The 20,186-nt window shown below is 66.0% G+C and carries 25 protein-coding genes and 1 pseudogene; 11 read left to right on the top strand and 15 right to left on the bottom strand.

Annotation, left to right across the window (positions count from 1 at the left end):
• Positions 1-341: 341 nt before the first annotated feature.
• A complete protein-coding gene (locus tag FHU31_RS31465; protein ID WP_234901165.1) occupies positions 342-683 on the bottom strand; it encodes a hypothetical protein in 342 nt (113 codons plus the stop codon).
• Here FHU31_RS31465 and FHU31_RS32155 point away from each other — a divergent pair.
• From FHU31_RS32155 to FHU31_RS08720, 6 genes and pseudogenes are all read left to right on the top strand, one after another.
• Positions 592-1,386, top strand: a pseudogene (locus FHU31_RS32155) (toxin glutamine deamidase domain-containing protein); the annotation flags it as partial. The gene FHU31_RS31465 and the pseudogene FHU31_RS32155 overlap by 92 nt on opposite strands.
• Positions 1,387-1,489: 103 nt before the next feature.
• A complete protein-coding gene (locus FHU31_RS31460) occupies positions 1,490-2,017 on the top strand; it encodes an SUKH-4 family immunity protein (RefSeq protein ID WP_234901164.1) in 528 nt (175 codons plus the stop codon).
• A 90-nt stretch (positions 2,018-2,107) separates the two neighbouring features.
• On the top strand, positions 2,108-2,635 hold the full coding sequence (locus tag FHU31_RS31455; RefSeq protein ID WP_234901163.1) for an SUKH-4 family immunity protein: 528 nt from the start codon (positions 2,108-2,110) through the stop codon (positions 2,633-2,635).
• Positions 2,605-3,345 carry a hypothetical protein gene (locus tag FHU31_RS31450; RefSeq protein WP_234901162.1) on the top strand — a complete coding sequence of 247 codons (741 nt, stop codon included), beginning with the start codon at positions 2,605-2,607 and terminating at the stop codon, positions 3,343-3,345. The genes FHU31_RS31455 and FHU31_RS31450 overlap by 31 nt, the downstream gene beginning before the upstream one ends.
• A gap of 77 nt (positions 3,346-3,422) precedes the next feature.
• Positions 3,423-3,602: a hypothetical protein gene (locus tag FHU31_RS08725; RefSeq protein WP_167157501.1), complete on the top strand. Its 180-nt coding sequence runs from the start codon at positions 3,423-3,425 to the stop codon at positions 3,600-3,602.
• An 80-nt stretch (positions 3,603-3,682) separates the two neighbouring features.
• A complete protein-coding gene (locus tag FHU31_RS08720) occupies positions 3,683-4,303 on the top strand; it encodes an FMN-binding negative transcriptional regulator (protein WP_167157499.1) in 621 nt (206 codons plus the stop codon).
• On the opposite strand, the gene FHU31_RS08715 is transcribed toward FHU31_RS08720, so the two are convergent.
• The 12 genes from FHU31_RS08715 to mftA form a co-directional block, all read right to left on the bottom strand.
• Positions 4,286-6,100 carry a CocE/NonD family hydrolase gene (locus FHU31_RS08715; RefSeq protein ID WP_234901352.1) on the bottom strand — a complete coding sequence of 605 codons (1,815 nt, stop codon included), beginning with the start codon at positions 6,098-6,100 and terminating at the stop codon, positions 4,286-4,288. The two genes, FHU31_RS08720 and FHU31_RS08715, sit on opposite strands and share 18 nt — an antisense overlap.
• Before the next feature lie 42 nt (positions 6,101-6,142).
• Positions 6,143-7,402 (bottom strand): lipase family protein, encoded by a 1,260-nt coding sequence (locus tag FHU31_RS08710; RefSeq protein ID WP_420372085.1) that lies wholly within the window; start codon positions 7,400-7,402, stop codon positions 6,143-6,145.
• Between the two features lie 142 nt (positions 7,403-7,544).
• Positions 7,545-8,009, bottom strand: coding sequence for a hypothetical protein (locus tag FHU31_RS08705; protein ID WP_167157495.1), 465 nt, complete (start codon positions 8,007-8,009; stop codon positions 7,545-7,547).
• Positions 8,010-8,014: 5 nt separating this feature from the next.
• A complete protein-coding gene (gene ahcY, locus FHU31_RS08700; RefSeq protein WP_090355792.1) occupies positions 8,015-9,475 on the bottom strand; it encodes an adenosylhomocysteinase in 1,461 nt (486 codons plus the stop codon).
• A 150-nt stretch (positions 9,476-9,625) separates the two neighbouring features.
• Positions 9,626-10,258, bottom strand: a complete 633-nt coding sequence (gene alkX, locus FHU31_RS08695) for a TetR family transcriptional regulator AlkX (RefSeq protein ID WP_167157492.1) — start codon at positions 10,256-10,258, stop codon at positions 9,626-9,628.
• Between the two features lie 105 nt (positions 10,259-10,363).
• Positions 10,364-10,546 (bottom strand): rubredoxin, encoded by a 183-nt coding sequence (locus FHU31_RS08690; RefSeq protein ID WP_090355797.1) that lies wholly within the window; start codon positions 10,544-10,546, stop codon positions 10,364-10,366.
• Positions 10,547-10,556: 10 nt separating this feature from the next.
• Positions 10,557-10,721 (bottom strand): rubredoxin, encoded by a 165-nt coding sequence (locus FHU31_RS08685; RefSeq protein WP_167157490.1) that lies wholly within the window; start codon positions 10,719-10,721, stop codon positions 10,557-10,559.
• Positions 10,722-10,723: 2 nt separating this feature from the next.
• Complete coding sequence (locus FHU31_RS08680; protein ID WP_167157488.1) at positions 10,724-11,977, bottom strand: alkane 1-monooxygenase; 1,254 nt, start codon at positions 11,975-11,977, stop codon at positions 10,724-10,726.
• A gap of 103 nt (positions 11,978-12,080) precedes the next feature.
• Complete coding sequence (gene mftD, locus FHU31_RS08675) at positions 12,081-13,247, bottom strand: pre-mycofactocin synthase MftD (RefSeq protein WP_167157486.1); 1,167 nt, start codon at positions 13,245-13,247, stop codon at positions 12,081-12,083.
• A 10-nt stretch (positions 13,248-13,257) separates the two neighbouring features.
• Complete coding sequence (mftC, locus tag FHU31_RS08670; RefSeq protein WP_167157484.1) at positions 13,258-14,418, bottom strand: mycofactocin radical SAM maturase; 1,161 nt, start codon at positions 14,416-14,418, stop codon at positions 13,258-13,260.
• A complete protein-coding gene (gene mftB, locus FHU31_RS08665) occupies positions 14,415-14,675 on the bottom strand; it encodes a mycofactocin biosynthesis chaperone MftB (protein WP_167157482.1) in 261 nt (86 codons plus the stop codon). Before mftB ends, mftC begins: the two co-directional genes overlap by 4 nt.
• 2 nt (positions 14,676-14,677) lie before the next feature.
• Positions 14,678-14,782 carry a mycofactocin precursor MftA gene (gene mftA, locus FHU31_RS08660; RefSeq protein ID WP_090356266.1) on the bottom strand — a complete coding sequence of 35 codons (105 nt, stop codon included), beginning with the start codon at positions 14,780-14,782 and terminating at the stop codon, positions 14,678-14,680.
• Positions 14,783-14,941: 159 nt separating this feature from the next.
• On the opposite strand from mftA, the gene mftM reads away from it, so the two are divergent.
• Positions 14,942-15,823, top strand: coding sequence for a mycofactocin oligosaccharide methyltransferase MftM (gene mftM, locus FHU31_RS08655; protein WP_167157479.1), 882 nt, complete (start codon positions 14,942-14,944; stop codon positions 15,821-15,823).
• Here mftM and FHU31_RS08650 read toward each other — a convergent pair.
• Positions 15,804-16,913, bottom strand: a complete 1,110-nt coding sequence (locus tag FHU31_RS08650; protein WP_167157477.1) for a sensor histidine kinase — start codon at positions 16,911-16,913, stop codon at positions 15,804-15,806. The two genes, mftM and FHU31_RS08650, sit on opposite strands and share 20 nt — an antisense overlap.
• Complete coding sequence (locus tag FHU31_RS08645) at positions 16,913-17,635, bottom strand: response regulator transcription factor (RefSeq protein ID WP_167157475.1); 723 nt, start codon at positions 17,633-17,635, stop codon at positions 16,913-16,915. Before FHU31_RS08645 ends, FHU31_RS08650 begins: the two co-directional genes overlap by 1 nt.
• A 167-nt stretch (positions 17,636-17,802) precedes the next feature.
• On the opposite strand from FHU31_RS08645, the gene FHU31_RS08640 reads away from it, so the two are divergent.
• The 4 genes from FHU31_RS08640 to FHU31_RS08625 are packed head-to-tail and all read left to right on the top strand — an operon-like array spanning position 17,803 to position 20,182.
• A complete protein-coding gene (locus tag FHU31_RS08640) occupies positions 17,803-18,012 on the top strand; it encodes a hypothetical protein (protein ID WP_167157473.1) in 210 nt (69 codons plus the stop codon).
• A gap of 46 nt (positions 18,013-18,058) precedes the next feature.
• Positions 18,059-19,150, top strand: coding sequence for a catalase family peroxidase (locus FHU31_RS08635; protein ID WP_234901161.1), 1,092 nt, complete (start codon positions 18,059-18,061; stop codon positions 19,148-19,150).
• Positions 19,140-19,706, top strand: coding sequence for a cytochrome b (locus FHU31_RS08630; protein ID WP_167157471.1), 567 nt, complete (start codon positions 19,140-19,142; stop codon positions 19,704-19,706). The genes FHU31_RS08635 and FHU31_RS08630 overlap by 11 nt, the downstream gene beginning before the upstream one ends.
• Positions 19,703-20,182 (top strand): DinB family protein, encoded by a 480-nt coding sequence (locus FHU31_RS08625; protein WP_167157470.1) that lies wholly within the window; start codon positions 19,703-19,705, stop codon positions 20,180-20,182. Before FHU31_RS08630 ends, FHU31_RS08625 begins: the two co-directional genes overlap by 4 nt.
• Positions 20,183-20,186: the final 4 nt, after the last annotated feature.

Raw genomic sequence — 20,186 nt, 5'->3', positions numbered from 1 at the left:
GTCGACGGTCCGTCGCCGGAGTCCTCCGCTTCGCCGCACTCCCCTGACTCGTCGGCACCGCCTGCGCCCACGCATGTGCCCGACTCGCCCAGTCCGACTGGCACGCACGAAGCCCCGCGAGCACCGTCGGAGTCGGCGCCCGCCGCCCCGGCACATGCGCCTGAGTCTCGCGTGCCGGAGTCCAACCCGCATGCGCCGGAGACTGGTTCGCGCCCAGTCGAGCACCAGCCGACGATGGAACGGCCCGTTGGGCACGAGGCGCCAGCGGTGCACGAACCCAACATGCACGAACCGGCGGCGCATCAGCCCACCTCACCTGACTCCGTCGACCACGGTTCAGCTCAGACCCCGACAGACCGCAACGCGGGACAGCATTCGGCGCCGGCGCCCATGATCGGCGGCATGCCGATGGCACCGCATGCCGCGGGCGGCATGCACGGTCCGACCGACGCGCCGAGCCGAACGCCGGCCCCCGAGACCCCGGCGCGCAGCCCGGAAAACCGGACACCGCAGGGCAATACACCAGAGTATCCGCGCACCCAGGCACCCAGCGGCGCCGGGCCGTCGGTTGAGCGCTCGCCGCAGGCGCCGGTGAAGCCGGCGGCGGCGCATGAGCCGGACGCGGCCACAGCGACCCCGCGGCCCGGGCCAGAGACACACGCGCCGAGAGCGGGAGAAGGCACACCCACTCCCCCGATTCACGAGACGCCCCATGCAGGTGACCCCTCTGGGCATCACCCCGATCCGTCGGGCTCCAGCCATGAACCGGGCGGCGGCCAACATCCTGATCCGGATCCGACTGGCCCAGTGGGCAATCCGGCGAACGACCGTATCTACGGCCCACATCAGCTGGATCGTGTCGAGGACCCTGCGTATCAGACCGCGGTAGAGCATGCCCTGCGCGACTCGCACGGTGACTACCTCAGGCACGCCGATCCGCGAACAAACGACTACGGCAACCTGATCAACGATGGCGGCCCGGAGGTCAGGGGTCGGTCGAACAACTGCCTTGACTGCTCACTGTCCGCATTGTCGTCGTTCCATGGAGACCCCACCGTATCGGCACCAAGATTCCCGGATAAGTTGCCGGACGGCATGATCGACACACGTTCGGGCGAGCTCGGCGGGTTGCACCGTGCCGCAACGTGGCTCGGCAGGCCCCTGCTCGAGTTCCATGGCATGGGACTCGTAGACCAGTTCGACGCACTCCACAGGCACATCAGCGACCTCGGGCCCGGCTCGTCTGCCTTGGTGGTCAACGGCTGGCATGCCCGCGATCCACATACTGGCCAATACCTGCATCATCCCGACGGCTCCCCCGTGACCGACGGCTCCCACGCAACGGTCGTTGTTTATCCCGAAGGCGCTGACGGGCCGGTCTGGTGGGATCCGCAGCAACGTATCACTTCCGATCGGCCGCCCCCGTGGATGGTCGACCGGTCGTCTTATCTGAATTTCACACCGATCGAACCCAGCCGAGGAGTACACGATGGCGGAGTTGGAGACCAGGGAACAGGCGCTGGCGTATCTGGCGCAGATGTCACCGACCGAGACCTTCCAAGTGCACCCGGTGAGCAAGGGGTGGGTCGCGACGAAAGTGCTGTCCCCGGAACAGATGGCGACGGGCCAGTCAGTGGGGCTGGCTCGGCTGGTGATCGATTCGGAGACGGGGATCATCTACCAGTACCCGAGTTGGTCGGAGACCATGGTGGCCGAGGCGTACACGACGTTCAAGGAGACGGGATTCAACCGGGGCGGGACCCAGATCTACCCGTATCAGTCGAGGATCACGATTCAACGGGTGCGGGAGGACGCGCAGACCATCGTGTATCAGATGACGGTGGAGTCTTTGACCAATCCACCGGAGCCCACGCAGCAGAGTCAATTGACCATCGAGAAGGCGACATTCGCGCACGAGCCGAGGGGTTGGCTGGCGAGCGTGGCGACGTCTCACGCGGAGTGGCTGAGCCGGCAGAACCGCGGGGTGTGGCCGGAGGTGGCGACGACCGAGGTGTAGGGGGCGACGCCTCAGATCGCTCGCCCGTCTCCACTGAGCACAATCCATCCACGGATCGCCCCGCGGCCGAACTTCTCGAAGGAACGCGCGATGAGAAAGCTGGAGACCAGGGAACAGGCGCTGGCGTATCTAGCGCAGATGTCACCGACCGAGACCTTCCAAGTGCACCCGGTGAGCAAGGGGTGGGTCGCGACGAAAGTGCTGTCCCCGGAACAGATGGCGACGGGCCAGTCAGTGGGGCTGGCTCGGCTGGTGATCGATTCGGAGACGGGGATCATCTACCAGTACCCGAGTTGGCCGGAGACCATGGTGGCCGAGGCGTACACGACGTTCAAGGAGACGGGATTCAACCGGGGCGCGAACCAGATCTACCCGTATCAGTGGGAGATCACGATTCGACGCACGCAGGAGGACGCGGAGAAGATCGTCTATCAACTGACGGCGGAGTCTCTGACCGATCCACCCGAACCGACCCAGCAACACCCGCTGACCATCGAGAAGAACTCATACCTGTCCGATCCGAGGGATCCGCTGTCCAAGGTGGCGGCGTCACACGCGAGATGGGTCAGCGACCAGAATCAGGGAGCGTGGCCGGAGGCGGAGACCATGCACCGATAGGTGCCGACGGCACCAAACCCTTCTCCAACGAGCCTTCGGTTTCGGACAATCCAGCACAAGACAGTGAGCGACGCGAGCTGAGTGCGGGCCGCACTGAAAAAAGCCCTGACCCCGAAGAGCAATCTGCTCATACCGGCGCCGATTCGGAAGGTAACGCCGTCAACTCAGATGAAGGGACACATGCCGACTATTCGGATACTGGAGGTGTCCCCATCAGTAGGGAGAAGTTTGACGAGATCCTCGCCACCGAAAAAGGACAGCGACCACCGCCTGATACGTATTTGCCTGCTGAGTACATCGCCGAACACCTTCAGAATTTCGAGGACGGCGCGTCACGGATCTTGATCCGAAGCAGCTATGAGGAATACGGCATCGGGAAACCAGATCCGGGTAGGAGCGAGTTCGTCTTGACCAACGCTGATGCAAAGGCAATGCTCGACGAGTCCGGCGGCGATCCAATCAAACTCGCTCAGAAGCTCGGCATTCCTGAAGATCAGCTAGCCAATGACAGCCTCGTCATCGTCCACTTCCACCCGACGAGCTCGTACGCTTCGCACATGCCTTCGGGCAACGAGTGGGGTGCCAATGACCAGTGGCTCCCCGGCGGAAGGCTTCCAAAGGGAGACTTGGAGGCAATCGTTCACACGGAAGACATGGCCAATGGGCGCGATTACACGGTGATAGACATAGCGACAGGAGACGTACTGTAGTGGAAGTAACTCGAGTGGCGATGAATCCATGGGACTTCACGCTCTATAGGTCTACCAATGGCGACCTTATCCTGAAGGTGATTTTCAGCGAGGGCGAGTACAAGACCGATATCGGCCGGTACTTCCTCATCAACTCCCTGAACGTCGACGTAAACAACATCGAACAACTGAAATCACTGGCTGCCCGAATCCGAGAAGATTATCCCGCAGTACCCCATCAACAGATCGACAAGTCAGACGTGATCATCGTCAAGTAGGTGAGGAGGCATGTCCTCTGATGGCCGGGCCCCTCTGAAAACCCCTTGCCCCCACCCACCCCATCCCGGACCCTGGACCCATGTACGTCCCCGCACACTTCGCCCCCGACGATGACGCGGTCCGTGAGCTGCTCACCCACCACGGCGCCGCCGATCTGATCACGGCGACAGCAGAGGGCCTCGTCGCGACGATGCTGCCGTTCGTCTACGACGCCGAGCACCGGACGCTGCTGGGACATCTGGCGCGCAACAACCCGCAGTGGCAGTTGCCCGTCCTGGGCGAGGCGATGGTCATCGTCCGCGGCGCCGACTCCTACATCAGCCCCAGCTGGTACCCGTCCAAGGCCGAGCACGGCCGCGTGGTCCCCACCTGGAACTACTTGACCGCCCACGTCTACGGCACAGTCACCATCCACGACGATCCGGTCTGGCTCGACGCTCTGGTGCGCCGACTCACCGACAAGCACGAAGCGAACCGTCCGCGACCCTGGAGCGTCGATGACGCTCCCGAGAAGTTCCTCACCGGGCAGCTGCGGGCCATCGTCGGCGTCGAGATCAACATCAGCCGGATAGAGGCCAAGTTCAAACTGAGCCAGAATCGGCCCGCCGCCGATATCGACGGAGTCATCAACGGGCTCAAGGAATCCGGGGACGAGGAAAGCGCCGCAGCAGTCGAACGCTGGTCAGGGAATGATCGGTAGCGTGACCGACGACGGGTGCGCGGGATCATGCAGGATGGTCTGCACGGCCGGCACCGTCACGGTGTCCTGCCCGAACGGCTCCCCGGTGTTCGGGTTGGGTGCGAACTGCGGGTAGTCGCTGCTGGAGATCTCCAGCCGCACCCGGTCCCCGGACCTGAACTCATAACTCGTGGGCCAGATTTGGATGTGCAGCTCATACGGTTGACCGGCCATCATCGGTGTGGGCTGCGACAACGAGTCCCGGAAGGCGGTCCGCAGAATGCCGTTGTTCAGGTTGACGGCCTGCCCGTCGGGTTTCACCACGACGAGCTTGGCAGTGAAGTCGGTATCGACTGCCGAGGACTGCGCCCACAGTGTCACCGACACCGGCCCGGTGATCTCGGTGTCGTGCGTCATCGGCGCCGAGTCGTAGACCAACACATCAGAACGCTGCTCGACCGGCGTCTGATCGTAGGGGCCCTGTGGTCCCGACATCGCGCCGCAGCACGAGTGCCCGCCGAGGCTCGGCGCCGGGTAGGCCGGGTCATAGGTGTAGGTATCCGGCCCCTGCGCCGCCGGTAAGACCGGCAACAGCGATCCCTTACGCTCGGCCGATCCCCCATTGCCCGACAGATACCAGTTGGCCCATTCCGTCTGCGGCAGTGGCCAACCCGATGCCTGCCGCCAGCTGTTGGCACCCATGACGAAGTAGTCGACCCGCGGCTTGCCGCCGATGCCGTTGTCGGCACCTTTGAGGAAGTGGTCGAACCACTGCAGCATCAACTCGTTGATGGGGCTGTTGCCGACGGGACCGATATCGGCGAGCATCGGCGCGGGGCGGGAGTCCGGCCGACCCCATGCCACGTGATCCCATGGCCCGATCACCAGCCGCTGATTGGCGCGGGCGGTCTCGGTCCCGCCGCGGGTGGTCATTCCGGTGAAGTTCTCCACCCCGCCCGCGAGAAACGCGTCATACCAGCCCTCGACATCCAGTACCGGGATGCGCACCGAAGGATACCGGTCCCGAACGCTGACCGATGTCCAGAAACCGTCACGCGTGCTGTGTCTGATCCAGTCGAAGTACCACGGCGCCACCGCGGGGTTCTGCGGTTGCAGCGGCGGAAGATCTTTGAACGGGCGGAAATTCAGCCACCGGGTCGGCTCGCCGGCCGCCGCCTCCAGACGGGCCAGCGCGGACAGATCGTTGCGGTTGCGTGCGGCAGTCGTCGCGATCGAGTCGATGGCCCAGGGCTGCACGAACGCCAGCCGGAACTCACCACCCTCATAGGTCCAGCCGTCGTAGTAGTCCGATGCGGTGTTGGCCGGAACGATGGTCACCAGATGGGGCGGTGCCGTCACCGCGGCGAGCCACTGGGTGGCGCCCACGTAGGACGACCCGTACATACCGACCTTGCCGTTCGATCCGGGCAGCGCCGCGGCCCACTCCACCGAGTCGTAGCCGTCAGCCATGTCATGGGTGAACTCGCTGAACGTCCCGCCGGACGCGCCCTGACCTCGAACATCTTGCACCACAACGAGATAGCAATGGGAGGCGAACCAGTCCGGCGGCTGGAACCGCGCCGGCGCGACCTGGGCGCCGGACTTCCCGTACTGCGTGCGCATCAGGATCACCGGCACGGGGTCCGCGCTCCTGGGCCGGTAGACATCGGCGCGCAGCACGGTGCCGTCGCGCATGGTCGCGGGCACATCGTGCTCGGTGTCCACGGCGCAGGGTCCCCGGCCGGCCGCGGCCGGGAAGGGCGACAAAATGCCGCCCCTGGTCGGGCCGCAGCCGCTTGCCAGGAGCATCACCGTCATAAGGAGGGCGGCGGCTCGCACATTCGGCAGCCTAGCCCTGTGTCAGTACGTCCCGCAGTTGGGCGCGGTCGGCACTCCGTTGAACCGGTCGGCGATCCACTGCATCGCCGGTTCCCCGTCGACCAGCATGGGTAGCGCGTGGTTGATGATTGCCTTGTTCAGAAACGGCGGCTGCTCATTGGTACGGAACTCCACATCGGCACCCTTCTCACACCAGTCCCTGGCCATCTGATTGGCCGCCGTCCACGGCACCAGGGGGTCAAACCTGTTGCTGTTGACCAAGACCGGCGCATTGGGCCGCAGCGTGCCAATGCGCTGCAGGTCGAACAGCCCCTTGAAGGCCGGTTCGGCCATCAGTTCTTCGATGGGCTCGTTGAAATAGGGCTGCAGGTGCCGGAACATGAACTTCATCAGCGTCTCGGCGATGCACTGGTCTTTGACCTTGGCCAGCAGATCCTCGCCACGCGGGGTCAGCTTGGACCTGATCAGGGGCTCTGCCTCCGGGTACGACTGCATGATGCCGTTGAGCGCGTATCCGACCACCCCGACCAGGGCACTCCCGTCGGCGAAGGGCATCAACTCGGCGAGATCCGCCGGCGGCGCACCCGCGTACGATCCGACGATGTTGAGGTCGGGGGCATAGCTGGCGGCCAATTCGGCGGCCGAGGCCGCCGCCCCGCCACCCTGGGAATAGCCCCAGAAGGCCGTCGGCCCACCGGGACTCAGCGAGGTGCCGGGCAGTAGCCGCGCCGCGCGGGCGGCATCCAGCATGGCGTGCCCCTCGGAGAGCCGGTTGACGTAGGTGTGCGTGACACCGATGGTGCCCAGTCCCTCGTAGTCGGTCATCAGGATGGCGAACCCGCGCGCGACCATGGTGGCCACGAACAGCTCTTCGTAGTTGAATCCGAAGTCCAGATACGGCGACCAATGGATGCCCTGGTTGAACTGTCGCGATGGTGCGCACTGGTCGCCTTGGCCCTGGGTGCCGGGACCGTAGACGATGAGTGGCCGCGGCCCCTGGCCCGGCCAGGCGTTATAGGGCTCGAAGTAGGTCCCGGTGACCACATCTGGGTTGCCGCGGGCATCGGTCGACAGGTACATCACCCGGGTCCCGGTAGCCATGATGGCCCCGAGTTGGCCCGACGGTTCCAGCACCAACCGCGACGGTTCGGCGCGCACCAGGTCGCCCGGCTTACCGGCGGGCAACGGATTCGGTGGCGTGTAGAAGTCGGTGTATTCGTCCTCGTTGTAGTACGGATACCAGTCGTCGGCCGCCGCCCGCGGGACGAAACCCGTTGCCAGACAACCGGAAAATCCGGCCAAGAACACGACTAGTAGACCAACCCCGACCCGAATCACTACCGGACAGTAACAGTCCGGTCACCGAATGGACACGGATTCCGTACGTGTCGGTCTACATCGAAAATGTAAAGGTGGGCCGCAGCTACACCAGGCTGGTCGCCTGCAGCACCAAGGTGGCGTGCTGACGGTCCAGGAACGCATACGCACTGGTCGCCGCAGAAGAGAACCCGTCATCCAGACGCTCCCCCGTCAGAAACGGCCCCTGCGGCACGTCAGCCGACAGTTCTTCCTGCACTTGGGGTTTGCGGCCGGTATCGGTGGGCTCGAACTGGCCGGCCATGGCGTCGGCCACGGCGGGCGCCAAATGCACGACGGCATCGGTCCACTGTGCGGTGGTGTCGCCGCCGGCCGAACCCGACCATTGCACCCAGGCAACCGATTCCGGGACGCCGATTGCCGGGAACACGGCGGTGAGACCGGCAACGTCGTGCCGGACCTCCAGAGGCGGGGCCGCCGGTGCGGGCTGCTCCTGCCCCTTCGAACAGCCGATCGCCGCGACGGCACAGAGGGCCGTCGCGGCGATCGCGCGTGTGATTCTGACGAGCACAGACGTCAGTAGCGGTAGTGCTCCGGCTTGTACGGGCCGTCGACGTCGACGCCGATGTACTCGGCCTGCTCCTTGGTGAGCTTGGTCAGCGTGCCACCGAGGGCCTCGACGTGGATCTTGGCGACCTTCTCATCGAGGTGCTTGGCCAGCCGGTAGACCTCGTTGTCGTACTCGTCGTTCTTGGTCCACAGTTCGATCTGCGCGATCACCTGGTTGGAGAAGCTGTTGCTCATCACGAACGACGGGTGACCGGTCGCGTTGCCGAGGTTGAGCAGACGCCCCTCGGACAGCACGATGATCGAGTGGCCGTCGGGGAAGACGAATTCGTCCACCTGCGGCTTGATGTTGATCCGGCGGATGTCCGGGTCACGCTCCAGGCGCGCCATCTCGATCTCGTCGTCGAAGTGGCCGATATTGCCCAGGATCGCCTGGTGCTTCATCGAGCGCATGTGCTCCAGGGTGATGATGCCCTGGTTACCGGTGGCGGTGATGACGATGTCGGCCCAGCCGATGGCCTCTTCGACGCTCTTGACCTCGAAACCGTCCATCAGTGCCTGCAGCGCGTTGATCGGGTCGATCTCGGTGACCGCCACGCGGGCACCCTGGGCCTTGAGCGCCTCGGCGCAGCCCTTGCCGACGTCGCCGTAACCGCAGACCAGCGCGGCCTTGCCGCCGATCAGCACATCGGTGCCACGGTTGATGCCGTCGATCAGCGAGTGCCGGGTGCCGTACTTGTTGTCGAACTTGCTCTTGGTCACCGAATCATTGACGTTGATGGCCGGGAAGGCCAGCTCGCCGGCGGCGGCGAACTGATAGAGCCGCAGCACACCGGTGGTGGTCTCCTCGGTGACGCCCTTGACCGACTCGGCGATCTTGGTCCACTTGTCCTTCTCGGACTCGTAGCGCTTGCGCACCAACCCCAGGAAGACCTTCCACTCATCGGAGTCGTCGTCCTCGGTGGGCGGCACGACGCCCGCCTTCTCGTACTGCGCACCGCGCAGCACCAGCATGGTGGCGTCGCCGCCGTCATCGAGAATCATGTTGGCGGGCTCGCCCGGCCAGGTGAGCATCTGCTCGGCGGCCCACCAGTACTCCTCCAGGGTCTCGCCCTTCCAGGCGAACACCGGGGTGCCCTTGGGCTCCTCGGGGGTGCCGTGCGGGCCGACGACGACCGCGGCAGCGGCGTGATCCTGGGTGGAGAAGATGTTGCAGGACGCCCAGCGCACCTCGGCACCCAGCGCCACCAGCGTCTCGATGAGCACGGCGGTCTGGATCGTCATGTGCAGCGATCCCGAGATGCGCGCGCCCTTGAGCGGCAGCACATCGGCGTACTCGCGGCGTAGCGCCATCAGGCCCGGCATCTCGTGCTCAGCCAGGCGGATTTCCTTGCGGCCGAATTCGGCCAGCGACAGATCGGCGACCTTGTAGTCGATGCCGTTGCGGACATCGACCTTCAGCTCGGTCATGTAAGAGCCCCTTTTTTCGTTCGTCATTGCTGTGAGTGCATGGACGCGTGCGGCGGCGGACCGCGTGCACACTCCTGCCGACAACCCAAAGCCTGCGGGCTCGCGGGACAGGCGCTGCGGCAATGTTGAACGGCGGCGGCGCTCTGACAGCTAAGGGGTGCCTATAACACCGTATCGTTCGGCGAACGGTGACATGAGGCGGGCCAGGTCACGGGCCACATCATGGTCGGCTTCCGGCGGCATGGACACGTAACTCATGGCCAGCCGGACGATGGCACGCGCCAGCACCCCGGCGTCCTCGTCGCTGGAGCGGATCCAGCTGCTCTGGAAGGTCTCCTGCAGCCGCGTCGAGCAGCGGCTGATGATCGGGCCGCTGCCGATGGTGATGATCTGCAGCAGGTCGGGTTTGGCCGCACCGGTGAGCAGGGAGATGACCAGGGGGTCGGATGCCGACTCGGCGAAGAAGGCCCGGAAGCCCTCCAGGAACGCGTCGTAGACCTGGCCGACGTTGCGGTTGATGGCATGGGCGACGGCGTCGACCAGGCGGTCGGCCAGTCGCAGCGCATAGCCTTCGGCCAGACCCTGGCGCGATCCGAACTCGTTGTAGATGGTCTGCCTGCTGATGCCGGCGGCTCGCGCCACATCGGTGAGCGTGATCGAGGACCAGTCCCGCACCAGCAGTTGTTCGCGCATGCCATCCAGGATCGAGTCCCGCAGCAGCACACGCGACGCCTCGGCATAGGGCACGCGCTGTGCCGTACGCCGAGGCACCGGGGTGTTCATATGCGCGAGGTTATCGCGACTTGCCGCCCATACGGCGGTCACGACATTCTCTCCCGTCGCTTCGCTCGCACGAGATCACCCTCCCCGTCGCTTCGCTCGCCCCCGTTAACGGGCGACCTCCACCATGTCGAAGTCGGACTTCGCCGCGCCGCAGTCCGGGCAGCTCCAGTCTTCGGGGATGTCGTCCCACCGGGTACCCGGGGCGATACCGTCCTCCGGCCAGCCCTTCGCCTCGTCGTACTCGAATCCGCACTGGATGCAGACGTACAACTTGTAGGCCTCACTCATCGCGAACTCCTCACGTCACTTCTTCGAAATCGGGCTTCTCACGTACGGCGCAATCCGGGCAGGTCCAGTCGTCGGGCACCTGCGCCCACATTGTTCCCGCCGGAAAACCCTCGCGCGGGGCGCCTTTGGCTTCGTCGTACACGTATCCGCAGCCGGGGCATCGGAACACGCCCACGTTCAGGCCTTCTGCTCGTCGCGCGAGCGCTCGTCACCGGCCCCGTATTTGGCGAGCACCTTGTCCCGCATCCGCGGATGGATGTTGGCGCGGGTGATATCGCCCTCGTAGTGCGCCAACACCCGGTGGTCCATGACCTTGCGCCACAGCGGCGGGAAGTAGGTCAGTCCGATCATCGAGGCGTAGCCGCTGGGCAGGTTCGGCGCGCCGTCCATGCTGCGCAGAATCTGGTAACGCCGGGTCGGGTTGGCATGGTGATCGCTGTGCCGCTGCAGGTGGTACAGGAACAGGTTGGTCACGATGTGATCGGAGTTCCAGCTGTGCACCGGCGCGCAGCGCTCGTACCGCCCGTTGTCCAGCTTCTGCCGCAGCAGACCGTAGTGCTCGAGGTAGTTCACCGTCTCCAGCAGGGCGAAGCCGTACACCGCCGAGATCAGGATGTACGGGATCAGCGCCAGCCCGAAGATCGCGATCAGAGCGCCGTAGAACACCACCGACATCGCCCAGGCATTGAGCACGTCATTGGAGGGGTGCCACTTGCTCTTACCGGCACGCTCCAGCCGTTTGGCCTCCAGCTCCCAGGACGACTTCAGACTGCCCCAGACGCTGCGCGGCAGGAACTCCCAGAACGTCTCACCGAATCGGGCCGACGCCGGATCCTCCGGGGTCGCGACACGCACGTGGTGACCGCGGTTGTGCTCGATGTAGAAGTGGCCGTAGCAGGTCTGGGCCAGCGTGATCTTGGACAGCCAGCGTTCCAGCGCGTCCTTCTTGTGCCCCATCTCGTGCGCGGTGTTGATCCCGACCCCGCCGAGCACACCCACTGACAGCGCCAATCCGATCTTGGCCGGCCAACCCAACCCACCGTCGAAGCCCAGCCAGCCCAGGTCGGAGGCGGTGAACAGATACGCGCCGAAGATGACGCTGGCGTACTGGAACGGGATGTAGAGGTAGGTGCAATAGCGGTAGTACTTGTCGTTCTCCAGCCGCTCCATCACCTCATCCGGCGGGTTCTGCCCGTCCGGGCCGAAGAACCGATCCAGCACCGGCAGCAGCACGTAGACCAGGATCGGGCCGACCCAGAACGGGATCTGCGCCGCGGCGTGCCAGCCGGCGTGATTGAACGCCCACACCACCGGCAGCATCACGAACAGCGCGGTCGGGGCGATCAGGCCCAACAACCAGAGATACCGCTTGCGGTCCCGCCAGTCGGCGGCCTGCACCGGCTGAGGGCTGGCATCTATCTGCGACGTCATCGTCAACTCCTCCTGTGAGTGCCATCACTATGGGAGTTGACTATAGGCCGCATTTTGTCCTACGTCTAGACAAACCACCACGGTTTGTAAAATCCGCGCTTGTTCAGACCCCCAGCGCCCGCGCGAACCCATCCGGAATGACCAGGTCGGAGGGTTGTAGTTCCTGTACCGAGGACAGGCCCAGCCCCAGCAAGGCGGAGTCGATACCGCCGCGGATGACGTCGAGCACGTTCTCCACTCCGGCCTGCCCGCCGGCGGCCAGGCCCCACAGGTACGCGCGGCCGAGCATCACGGCGCGGGCGCCCAGCGCGAGTGCCTTCACCACATCGCTGCCCCGACGGACACCGCCGTCCAGCACGATCTCGACTTCGGCACCGACGGCCTCGGCGATCGCCGGCAGGGCGCGGATCGATGCAGGGGTGCCGTCCAGGTTGTTCCCGCCGTGGTTGGAGACCGAGATCGCGGTGACGCCGACATCGACGGCCCGGCGGGCGTCGTCCACCCGCATGACGCCCTTGAGCATGAACGGCCCACCCCAGCGCTCACGCAGCCACGCGATGTCCGCCCAGGTGGGCAACGGGGTCTGCATCCATTCGCCGTACGCGCCGAAGAACGTCGGTGCCGCGGCTCCGGGCTCGGCCAGGTTGGGCGCGGTCAGGTCCGGCACCCGGCCGGTGCGGGCGAAGTCGAGCAGCCAGCGCGGCCGCAGCAGACCTTCCGGCGCGAACCGGGCCATGGCCCGCAGATCCATCTTCTCCGGGATCTTGGGGCTGCCCCAGTCCCGGCCGTGCGAGAACGACCAGTCGGTGGTCATGATCAGCCCGACGGCACCCGCCGCGCGGGCCCGCTCCATCCGAGCTTCGAGCTGATCGCGGGTACCGGTCCAGTACATCTGGAAGAAGGTCTGCGGGTTGGCCGCGGTCACCTGCTCTATCGCCTTGCTCGCGAAGGACGACAGGCTCATCGCCGTGCCGCGGGCCGCGGCGGCACGGGCCACCGCCACCTCCCCGTCGGGGTGCACGGCCTGCACACCGGTCGGCGAGATGAACACCGGCAGTGAAATCGCCTGTCCCATCACCGTGGTCGCGAGGTCACGCTTGCTGGACAACCCCGCCACATGGGGCGCGAATCCGAGCTCGCCGAACGCGGCGGTGTTGTCGGACACCGTGGTGCCCTTCTCGGAGCCGGCCAGCAGCGCGCTGTACACACTCTTGGGCAGTCGTTTGGCGGCCCGGCGCTGCGCCTCGGCCACCGTTTCGAACCATGCCATCGTTACCTCCTTAGAGCAGTTCACTGACGGGGTTGACGTCACACACCCGCTTGGGCTTCTTGAGCACCGTCAACGGCAGGGACCGGGAGTGGTCGACGGCCGGGCGGGGTATGGCCCGGTCGGCACTGAGCGCCGATTCCCCATACCCCTGAACACATTCGGGGTCCGGGCCGTCCATCGGCAGTCCGGTGAAGAACTTGGCCGCCATGCAGCCGCCGCGGCAGCTGTCGAAGTGCGCACAGGACGCGCAGGCACCGCCGGTGGTGGGACTGCGCAGTTCGGCGAAGAGTTCGGAATGCTTCCAGACGGTGTCGAAACCGCCGTCCCGGACCACGTTTCCGGCCAGGAACTTGTCGTGGATGGCGAACGGGCAGGCGTACACGTCCCCGACGGGATCGATCAGGCACACCACCCGGCCCGCACCGCACAGGTTCAGTCCGGGTAGCTCACCGCCGAAGGCCGACAGATGGAAAAACGAATCCCCGGTAAGAACACCGTCACCGCGGGCGACCAGCCAATCGTAGAGTTGGCGTTGCTGGGCGGCCGTGGGGTGCAGTTCGTCCCACACGTCTGCGCCGCGGCCGGAGGGCCGTAGCCGGGTGATGCGCAGCGTGGCTCCGAAACGATCCGCCAGCGCCTTGAATTCATCGAGCTGCTCCACATTGTGCCGGGTGACGACGACCGAGATCTTGGCGTCCCGGAAACCCGCGTCCTTGAGGTTCTGTAACGCACGCACCGCCATATCGAAGGATCCGCGCCCGCGGACCGCGTCGTTGACCTCCGCGGTCGCGCCGTCCAGCGAGATCTGGACGTCGACATAGTCGCTCGCGGCCAGCCGGGCCGCGACGGCCGGAGTGATCCGCACGCCGTTGGTCGAGAACTTCACCCCGACGTGATGGGCGGTGGCATAGTCGACCAGCTCCCAGAAGTCCGCCCGGACCGTCGGTTCGCCGCCGCCGATGTTCACATAGAACACCTGCATACGTTCCAACTCGTCGATGATGTCCTTGCACTGCTGGGTGCTCAGCTCACGCGGGTCCCGCTTGCCCGACGAGGACAGGCAGTGCACGCACGCCAGGTTGCAGGCGTAGGTCAGCTCCCAGGTCAGGCAGATGGGGGCGTCCAAGCCGAGTTCGAACTGGTCACTCAACGTGACAGCATGCACGGTCATGGCCGCACCAGCATCTGCGACCGGGCCAGCGCGGCAAGCGCTTTGGTGTAGGGACCGGCCTCCTCCACGCCGGCGGCGCGCAGCGCAGCCGTTGCGCTCGGATACTGCGGCAGGGCCTGGACCACCTCGACCACCGTTCGGTTCTTCAGGAACGACAGCTTGCGGGTGCCGAAGTGGTACAGCAGCGCGCCGAACGGCTCGGGGCGGACGGCCACCTGCGGGTGGAGCCGCCACGGGCTGTCCGGATCGAAGTCCATGTTCAGTACACTCCGCACATACCGTCGATGAAGACCTCTTCCACAAGGGTCTCCTCGACGAGTGCGGTTGCCGTCGCGCTGTTTTCAGTGGCGTCATGGGTGGGCATCGGAACCTCCAGGGCTGTGATGGACACCACTCACGCTAGGTGACGAGGACGCCGCGCAACACTGGCCGGACGGGCAGTTGAGCACCCATCCGGTCAGACCACGATTGCGGCCGGTTGGCGCGGGTGCGCACATGACGGTCACGAATAACGTTGTCCACCATGACAGTTGCAGTACTGGAACCGGCTCTGGTCGATCCGCTGGCGCAGACCTCGGGCGGCACCTGGCATGGCGACGGGGTTCTGGTCCGCCGCCGCACCGGCCGGCACCATCCGCATGACGCCGTGTGCACGCCGCGGTTCTGTCTGTACCGCCGCGAGGGTGTGCTGGCGGTGGAGCACGATCTCACCCCCGACGAACTGTCCGACGAACTCGCGGTGCTGCTGACCGAGGAGCTCGGCGCCTGGTTGCGCGGCCGGCCGGAGTTCGAACAGGTCTTCACCGGGGTGGTGCGCTCCACCGTCGAGGGCGGTATGGCGGCGTGGCTACAGTTCTACCGCAATTCGATCGGCGCGCTCGAGCACGACCGGACGGCATTCGCACCCATCCACGCCCGGGCCGCCGGACTGGCCGTCGGAGAGCGGTTGATCGATCTCGGATCCTGTTTCGGGTTCTTCCCACTGCGTATGCAGCGCTTGGGTTTCGACGTCCTGGCGACAGACCTGAGTGTCCCGACCATGGATCTGCTGCGCCGGGTGAGCCGGCCCCTGCACCGCACAGTGCGCACCCTGGCCTGCGACGCCGCGCATGTCCCCTTGCCCGACGGCGCGGCCGACACCGTCACCGCGTTGCATCTGCTGGAGCACCTGGACCGGGTGACCGGCGAACAGGTACTGGCCGAAGCTCTGCGCCTGGCCCGCCGTCGTGTCGTGGTGGCGGTGCCGTTCGAGGACGAACCACAGGCCTGCTACGGGCATATCCGCCGATTCGACACCGCGGAGCTGGCTCGGCTCGGGGCGCAATTCCCCGGGGTGCGTGCCACCGTTACGGAGTTCCATGGTGGCTGGCTGGTACTCGACCGGTCTAACACACCGGAATCGTGAAGGTGAACGTGCTGCCGCGGCCGAGTCCCGCGCTGGCAGCGGTGAGGTGGCCGCCCTGCGCCTCGACGAATGCCTTGGCGATGGCCAAGCCGATCCCCGCTCCCCCGTGCTCACGATCGCGCGCCGCGTCGACGCGGTGGAACCGCTCGAAGATCCGATCCAGGTGTTCGGCGGGGATCCCGTCGCCGGTATCCGACACCGACACCCGCACGGTTTCGCCGTGCCGCTGCGCCACGATCCGCACCTGATCGCCACTGTGATTGTGACGCAACGCATTATCGAGAAGATTCGTCAGGACTTGTCCGATGCGTTCGGGATCGCCGCTGGCCTCGGGCAGGTCGGCGGCGACCTCCGACGAGAGGTCGACGCCTTTCCCGCGGTATTGAGGTTCGAACGACACCACCGCGTTGGCGATCAACTCCCCGACCTGAACCGGGCGCACCACAATGGCGTTCGGGCTCTGCTCCGCGTTGAACAACGCACCGACGTCGGCGCTGAAGCGGGTGAGCCGGCGGGTCTGATCGCGCAGCACGCCCATGGTGTCGGCATCGAGGGGTTGCACACCGTCTTCGAGCGCTTCGAAGTAGGCCTCCAGCACCGCGACCGGAGTCCGGATCTCATGAGCCAGGTCGGCCAGCATCTGGCGCCGGGTGCGGTCGACGTCGCCGAGACGTTGGGCCATGGTCGTGAAGGCTGCCGCGATCTCGTCGAATTCCTTTCCCAGACCGGCCGGCGACACCCGGACCTCATAGTGACCGTCGGCGATCGCCGTGGCCGCGTGGGCCAGTTCGGCGGCCGACCGGTACACGCGCCGACTGAGATACCAGCTCAGGCTCAGTGCCGCCACCGCCGATACCGCGAGTGCGGTGCCCACCGACATCGTCGTCGCGCGCGCGAACGCGCGCTGGTACGGATGATCGGTGGCATTGCCGGGTTGGACGGCCCTGTCCATCAGCCGCTGGAACATCGGCGGGCCGACGAGCATCGCCACCACGATGGTGGTCGCGATACTGGCCACGACCACAACGGAATTGGCTGCCAGCAGCCGGGTACGGATACCGAATCGGGCGCCTTGCCCGGCAGCTGCCATCAGCCCTTCCCCATCCGGTAACCAACACCGCGCACCGTGCTGACGAACCGCGGCTGCGCTGGATCGTCACCCAACTTGCGACGTAGATGGCCCACGTGGACGTCGACGATGTTGTCGTTGCCGACCCAGTTGCCACCCCACACCGCCTCGATGAGCTGCCGGCGTCCCATCACCAGCCCGGGCCGGGCGGACAGTGCGGCCAGAATATCGAATTCCGTTCGTGTCAAGAGAATCTCGGATCCATCGACATGCACCTCCCGGCTGGCCGGATCGACGCGCAGTGCACCGATCTCGCGCGGTGGGTGTTCCGAGCTGAGGCCCCTTCCCCGGTTGTCTCGGCGCGGCCGGCGCAGCATCGCCTGAACGCGGGCCACCAACTCGCGTGGGCTGAACGGCTTGGTCACGTAATCGTCGGCACCGACCGACAGACCCACCACCGTGTCGACCTCGGTGTCCCGCGCCGTCAACATGACGACGTAGGCATCCGAAAAGGTCCGCAATTGACGGCAGACCTCGAAACCGTCCATCCCCGGCAGACCGACATCGAGCACGACCACGTCGGGGTCGACGTGGCGAGCCTGTGACAACCCCGCCGGACCGTCATGCGCCGTGTGCACCTCGAAACCGTTCTTGACCAGGTAGCTCCCCACCACCGTGGTCAACGGCACCTCATCGTCGACGATCAACGCGCGCAGCGTCTCGGTGCCGGCAGTATCTGACATTTCTCCATGATGCCCCGCCTGTCCGCGCAGGTAGGCCGATAACCCCGGCCCCCGGACGACCTACATCAAATCTTCAGAAAGCGATTAGTGAACCGTCGTGAAGTCCCGGCACGTTGAGAGTCACCGGGAACGCGAAGTGCGGGCCCCCAAGCGATTAGGAATCCCTCATGACGCACAACACCCTTGCTCGCCGCTTCGGCTGGCTGCTCCTCGGCGCCGCAGGTGTCGCCATCGCGCTGGCACCGATCGCCGGCGCCGACACCAACCCACTGGTCCCCTACGGCACGAACCCGCAGGTGCCCTATCTGGTCGGGCTGCACTCGTCCAATCACGACGAGCTCGACACCACGCAGGGTCGACTCGATCTGCCGTTCTGAGTGCCTTCCGCTGACGCCACCGCCACGAAAGGGCAGTCTTAAACACATGACGCAGGAGAACGAGCCAGGTTTACGCCTCAATCGTCGCGACGCGCTCCTCGGCCTGGCCGCTGTCACAGGAGTGGCAGCGGCCGGCGTCGGCGGCGTGGCTGTCGCCTCGGACTGGCTGGGACCGCCGCGACTCACGGCGTCCCATTTCGCCGACCGGTTCGAACAGCTCTACGGCCGGCACGACGGCTTCCGCCGCAACCACGCCAAGGGCGTTGCTGCCGCCGGCACCTTCGCCAGCTCCGGAGCCGGCAGTGAGGTGTCCAAAGCATCGGTCTTCGCCAGCGGAACCTCACCGGTGATCGCCCGATTCTCGCTGTCGGGCAGCCTGCCCGACGTTGCGGACGATCCGGCGACCGTGCGCGGGCTGGGCGTGCTGTTCCAGCTGCGCGGCGGCCAGCAGTGGCGCACCGCCATGGTCAACATCCCCGTCTTCCCGGTCAGCACGCCAGAGGCGTTCTTCGAGCAACTGCTCGCCGCCAAACCGGACCCCGCCACCAAGAAGCCCAACCCGGCCGCCATGTCGGCGTTCCTGGCTGCACACCCCGAGTCGGCCGCGGCGATGAAGATCATCAAGGCCGCACCGCCGACCGCGGGTTTCGCCGACAGCACGTTCCGCAGCCTCAACGCGTTCCTGGCCACCGACAGCAACGGACGAACCACCCCGATCCGGTGGTCGCTGGTGCCCGGTCAGCCCGCCGATCCACCCGACCCGGGCGGCAACGCCCACGACAAGCTGTTCGACGCCCTCGTCGAGCAGGCCGGCCGCGGACCGCTGTCCTGGCGGCTGGTGCTGACGGTGGGCGCACCCGGCGACCCGACACACGACGCGACTCTGCCCTGGCCGGCCGACCGGCGCACCATCGAAGCGGGCGTGCTCACGATCGATCACCTGCTCACCGAGGCACCCGGAAATGCCCGGGACATCAACTTCGATCCGACGGTGCTGCCCGACGGCCTGGCCCTCAGCGACGACCCGCTGCCGCGCGCCCGGTCCGCGGTGTACGCACAGTCGTTCAACCGCCGCGCCCGAGAACCCAAGTCGCCCAGCGAGATCAACGTCGAACAGGTGATCCACGATGAGCACTGACGCCCCGGCCAAGTTCACCCTGCTATCCCGGCTGCTGCACTGGGCCATGGCGGCGATGGTGATCGTGCAGTTCTTTGTCGGCATCACCATGGTCGCCGCACTCACCTACTACCCGCTGCTGCTCGCCATCCACCGGCCGCTGGGCATCGCGATCCTCGTCTTCGCCGTCGTCCGGTTGATCAACCGGCTCACCCACCGACCGCCACCCTTCCTGAAAACGATGGGCCGAGCCGAGCGCAAGGTCGCGACGTATTCGGAGTATCTGCTCTACGCCTTGCTGCTGGCGCAACCTCTGGTCGGCTGGGCCATGTTGTCCGCCGCCGATTCGCCGATCACGATCCTCGGGCCGCTGCACCTGCCCGGTATCGCACCACACGGCATCGCGCTGTATGCCTTCCTGCGCACCACCCACACCGTGCTGGCTTATCTGCTGTTCGCCGCGTTCACGGCCCACATCTGCGCCGTCACATTCCACACCGTCGGGCTGCGGGACGGACTGCTGAGCCGAATGACGCTCTGGCCCAGCCGGACCAGGCGCGAGACGGAACTCCCATGAGCTCGTTCGAGGTGCTGCTCGAACCGGAGCGCTCCCAGCTCGAGGCGTTCATCGAGGACTACCGGTCAGCCATCGAGCGCACCCTCGACGGCCTCACCGAGGAACAGGCCCGACGGCGGCTCGTCACCTCGGCAACGACGCTGCTCGGCCTGCTCAAACACGTCACCTGGATGCAGCGGGTGTGGTTCGAACAGTGTGTCGGCGGTACGTCGCGACGCGAACTCGGCCTGGTGGCGAGTGTGGACGAGTCCTTCCTGCTCGCCGACGACGACACCGTCGCCGCCGTCACGGCAGCCCACCGGCAGGCCTGCAAAACCGCCCGCGCGATGGTCGCAGGCATGTCCCTGGACACCGTGGTGACCGGCCATGACGCCGGACCGCGCACACTGCGCTGGGTGTTCCTGCAGGTCCTGCGGGAACTGGCGCACCACTGCGGGCACGCCGACATCCTGCGCGAGCAGGTGCTCGCGGACTGAACTC

Source organism: Mycolicibacterium fluoranthenivorans (assembly GCF_011758805.1).
Lineage (GTDB): Bacteria > Actinomycetota > Actinomycetes > Mycobacteriales > Mycobacteriaceae > Mycobacterium > Mycobacterium fluoranthenivorans.
Note: the sequence above shows the minus strand (reverse complement) of the source record. Positions and strands in the feature narration are given on the sequence as shown.